The organism is Flavobacterium nitrogenifigens, assembly GCF_003254565.1.
GTDB lineage: Bacteria > Bacteroidota > Bacteroidia > Flavobacteriales > Flavobacteriaceae > Flavobacterium > Flavobacterium nitrogenifigens.
In genome coordinates, this window is sequence record NZ_QJRI01000136.1 from 1 (window position 1) to 3,634 (window position 3,634).

1 protein-coding gene is annotated in these 3,634 nt (G+C 35.6%); it reads left to right on the forward strand.

The genetic code is table 11. The features are described 5' to 3' along the window. The coding region (locus tag DM397_RS00640; RefSeq protein WP_162615442.1) for a non-ribosomal peptide synthetase at positions 1 to 3,634 on the forward strand (3,634 nt) is incomplete at both ends.

Here is a 3,634-nt window from a genome sequence, read left to right on the forward strand (position 1 = left end):
GCTTACCGTAGAATCAATTGAAGTATTCGAACAGACCAATTATGATTTTAATATCGCGATACTTCCTTCGTCGTCGTCATTGATTGTGGAGCTTAAGTACAATGCCAATATATATGACGCGCAGCTTATTAAAAAGATTACCCATCATGTTTTTAATCTGGTAAAAGGGTTTAGTGTTCATAAAACCAGCGCTTTAAGCAGCCTTGATTATTTAACCCTGGAAGAAGAAAAGGAGCTGTTAGTTGGATTTAATGGTGTAACATTAGAACCGCTTACAGACTATACTTTGGTCGATTTATTTGAAGAACAGGTTGAAAGAACCCCTAATAATGTAGCTGTTGTATTTGAACAAACACAATTAACATATCAGGAACTTAATGAGAAGTCCAATCAGCTAGCCTATTATCTGAGAGAAAACTACGCTATCAGAGCAGATGATCTGATAGGAATAAAGATGGATAGAACCGAAAACATGATTATAACGATCTTGGGAATATTAAAATCTGGGGCTGCTTATGTTCCTATAGATGTTAATTATCCGGAGGACCGTATCATATATATCGAAGAGGATAGCAGCTGTAAAGCCGTTATTGATGATAATATTTTAGAAAATTTTACAAAGGTTCAAGATAAGTTTTCAAAGGAAAATATTGCAAAGATTAGTACCGCTAATGATTTAGCTTATTTGATTTATACTTCAGGATCTACCGGAAAACCTAAAGGGGTAATGGTAGAAAATAAAAATGCAGTTGAATTGATTAATTGGTCTCGATTTGAATTTGATTCATCAAAATTTGAAGTAATGTATGCTACAACTTCCTACTGTTTTGATATGTCCGTTTATGAAATTTTCTATACTCTATCGATAGGAAAAAAAATAAGAGTTTTAAGAAATGCACTGGAAATAAAGGATTATATAAATAAAGAAAGCAAAATTGTATTAGATACCGTGCCTTCTGTAATTCGTAAATTATTAGAAGATAATTTAGATTTAAAGAATATAGTTTTTATTAATATGGGTGGTGAAATAGTGCCGCTTGATATTGTTAAAAAACTTCCAACAGAAAAAATAGAAGTCAGAAATTTATACGGCCCTTCAGAGGATACAACCTATAGTACTTGTTATTTAATACAAAATAAAGAATATAAAACAATTCCTATTGGTAAACCACTTTCCAATACCCAGATTTACATATTGGATGATTCATTTCGACCTTTACCAATTGGTGTAACAGGAAAAGTATATATATCAGGGGCAGGATTGTCACGTGGTTATCAAAACAGAGCCGAGCTAACGCAGGAGAAATTTATTCTTAATCCTTTTATAGAAGGAGAAAGAATGTATGACACCGGTGATCTGGGCCGCTGGTTACTGGACGGAAATATAGAATATATTGGAAGAAAGGATCAACAAGTTAAAATTCGTGGTTTCCGTATTGAACTTGAGGAGATAGAGACTGCAATTTTACAATATTCTCAGGATTTAAAACAAGTTGTAGTAGAGGCAAAAGAATCCAACCATGAGAAGGTTCTGATTGCTTATTTTACAGCTTCAGAAAGTATAGACAAATCAGAATTACGCGCTTATCTTCAAGGAAAATTACCAGATTATATGGTTCCGGGTTTTTATATTGAACTGGATGAGTTACCGCTGAATCCAAATGGAAAGATTGATCGTAAAGCCTTGCCAGGAGTAGAAGGAGAAGACCTTATACGAGGAGAATATGTATTACCAAAAAACAAAAAAGAAGAAGAGCTTGTTGCCATATGGCAGGAAGTACTTGGAATTGAAAGAGTAGGAATAACGGATAACTTTTTTGAATTAGGGGGACACAGTTTATCTGTAGCTCAGGTAGTGAACAGAATTCATAAACAATTTGGAAAAACGATTACGATTAAATTGTTTTTTGCAAACCCAACTATTGAAGAATTGAGTAAGGAGCTGCAGGATAGCGAATATATCGCAATCCCGAAGGCACCTGAAAGCGAGTCTTATCCCTTAACGGCCTCTCAAAGGGGATTATGGATCATGAGCCAGTTAGAAGGAGGTTCACTGGCGTATAATATGCCCGGAGCGGTTTTGTTAAAAGGAAATATAGATACCAATAAATTCGAAGAATCGTTTAAGCTTTTATTGCAGCGTCATGAAATACTGCGAACGTATTTCAAGGCAGATAATGAAGGTAATATCAGACAATATATTATTCCAACAGAACAATTAGATTTTAAGATATCCAGTGAAGACTTCAGTTTTGCCGAAAACCAGCAAGAAGCCATTGCAACGTATATAAAAGCAAGAAAACATGAGATTTTTGATTTAGAACAGGCACCTCTTTTAAGAGCTTCGCTGCTTAAATTAAAAGAGCAGGAGTATGTTTTCTTTTTATCGATGCATCATATCATTGGAGACGGCTGGTCTATGGAACTGCTGGTATCTGAAGTTGTAGAGGCCTATAACAGATTAATACAAGGAAAAAAAGTTGATTTTCCTGAATTGGGCATTCAGTATAAAGATTATGCGGTTTGGCTCAATGGAGCATTGCAGCAAGCCAAAAATCAGGCTTCTGAAGCTTATTGGCTGAATCAATTTGCGGGAGAATTGCCTGTTTTAGACCTCCCGAGTTTTAAGACGCGTCCTTTGGTTAAGACCTATAATGGGGCTAATATCAGCCATCATTTTTCGCAAGCATTTTTAGAGGAACTAAAAGCATTTTCAAAAGCGCAGGATGTTACCTTGTTTATGACACTTATGGCTGGGATCAATACTTTATTATATAAGTATTCGGGTCAGAATGACATTATAGTGGGAACGTCAATAGCGGGCAGAGAGCATCCTGATTTAGAGAATCAGCTGGGCTTATATTTAAATACACTTGCTATCCGCACGAGATTTGAACCGGACGGCAGCTTTTTAGATCTGGTATCAGCCCAGAAAAATACGCTTTTAGGCGCTTATGAACATCAGAATTATCCATTTGACGCCTTAGTTGGGAAGCTGAATTTGCAGAGAGATCCAAGCCGTTCCGCATTATTTGACGTTTCGATTGTTTTGCAAAATCAGAGTCAATTGAATAATCTGAAAGGAGAAGAACTGAGAGATCTAGAGATGGAACCTTATGAATTTTCCAGTGCTACCGCCCAGTTTGATATTATTTTTACTTTCGCCGAATCAGATGGATTGAGTTTAATGATTTCCTATAATACAGATATCTATGAGGAATATCTGATCGAAAGAATGTTTACCCATTTTGAAAATCTGATAAGAGAATCGATAGAACAGCCCGAAAGGTTGATGAAAGAGATTGATTACTTAACATTTGAAGAACAGAATCAGTTATTGACAGCATTCAACGATACAAATACAGCGTATCCAAGAGAGAAGACAATCGTAGATTTATTTGAAGAACAGGTTAGAAAAACACCAAATAATATTGCCGTTATTTTTGAAAATAATAAACTAACGTATCAGGAACTTAATGAGAAGTCGAATCAGTTGGCTTATTATTTAAGAGAGAATTATGCGATTAAGCCAGATGATCTGGTGGGAGTAAAGCTGGCTAAAAGTGACAAAATGATTGTCGCTCTTTTAGGAGTATTGAAATCCGGAGCAGCATATCTTCCAATCGATGTTAAT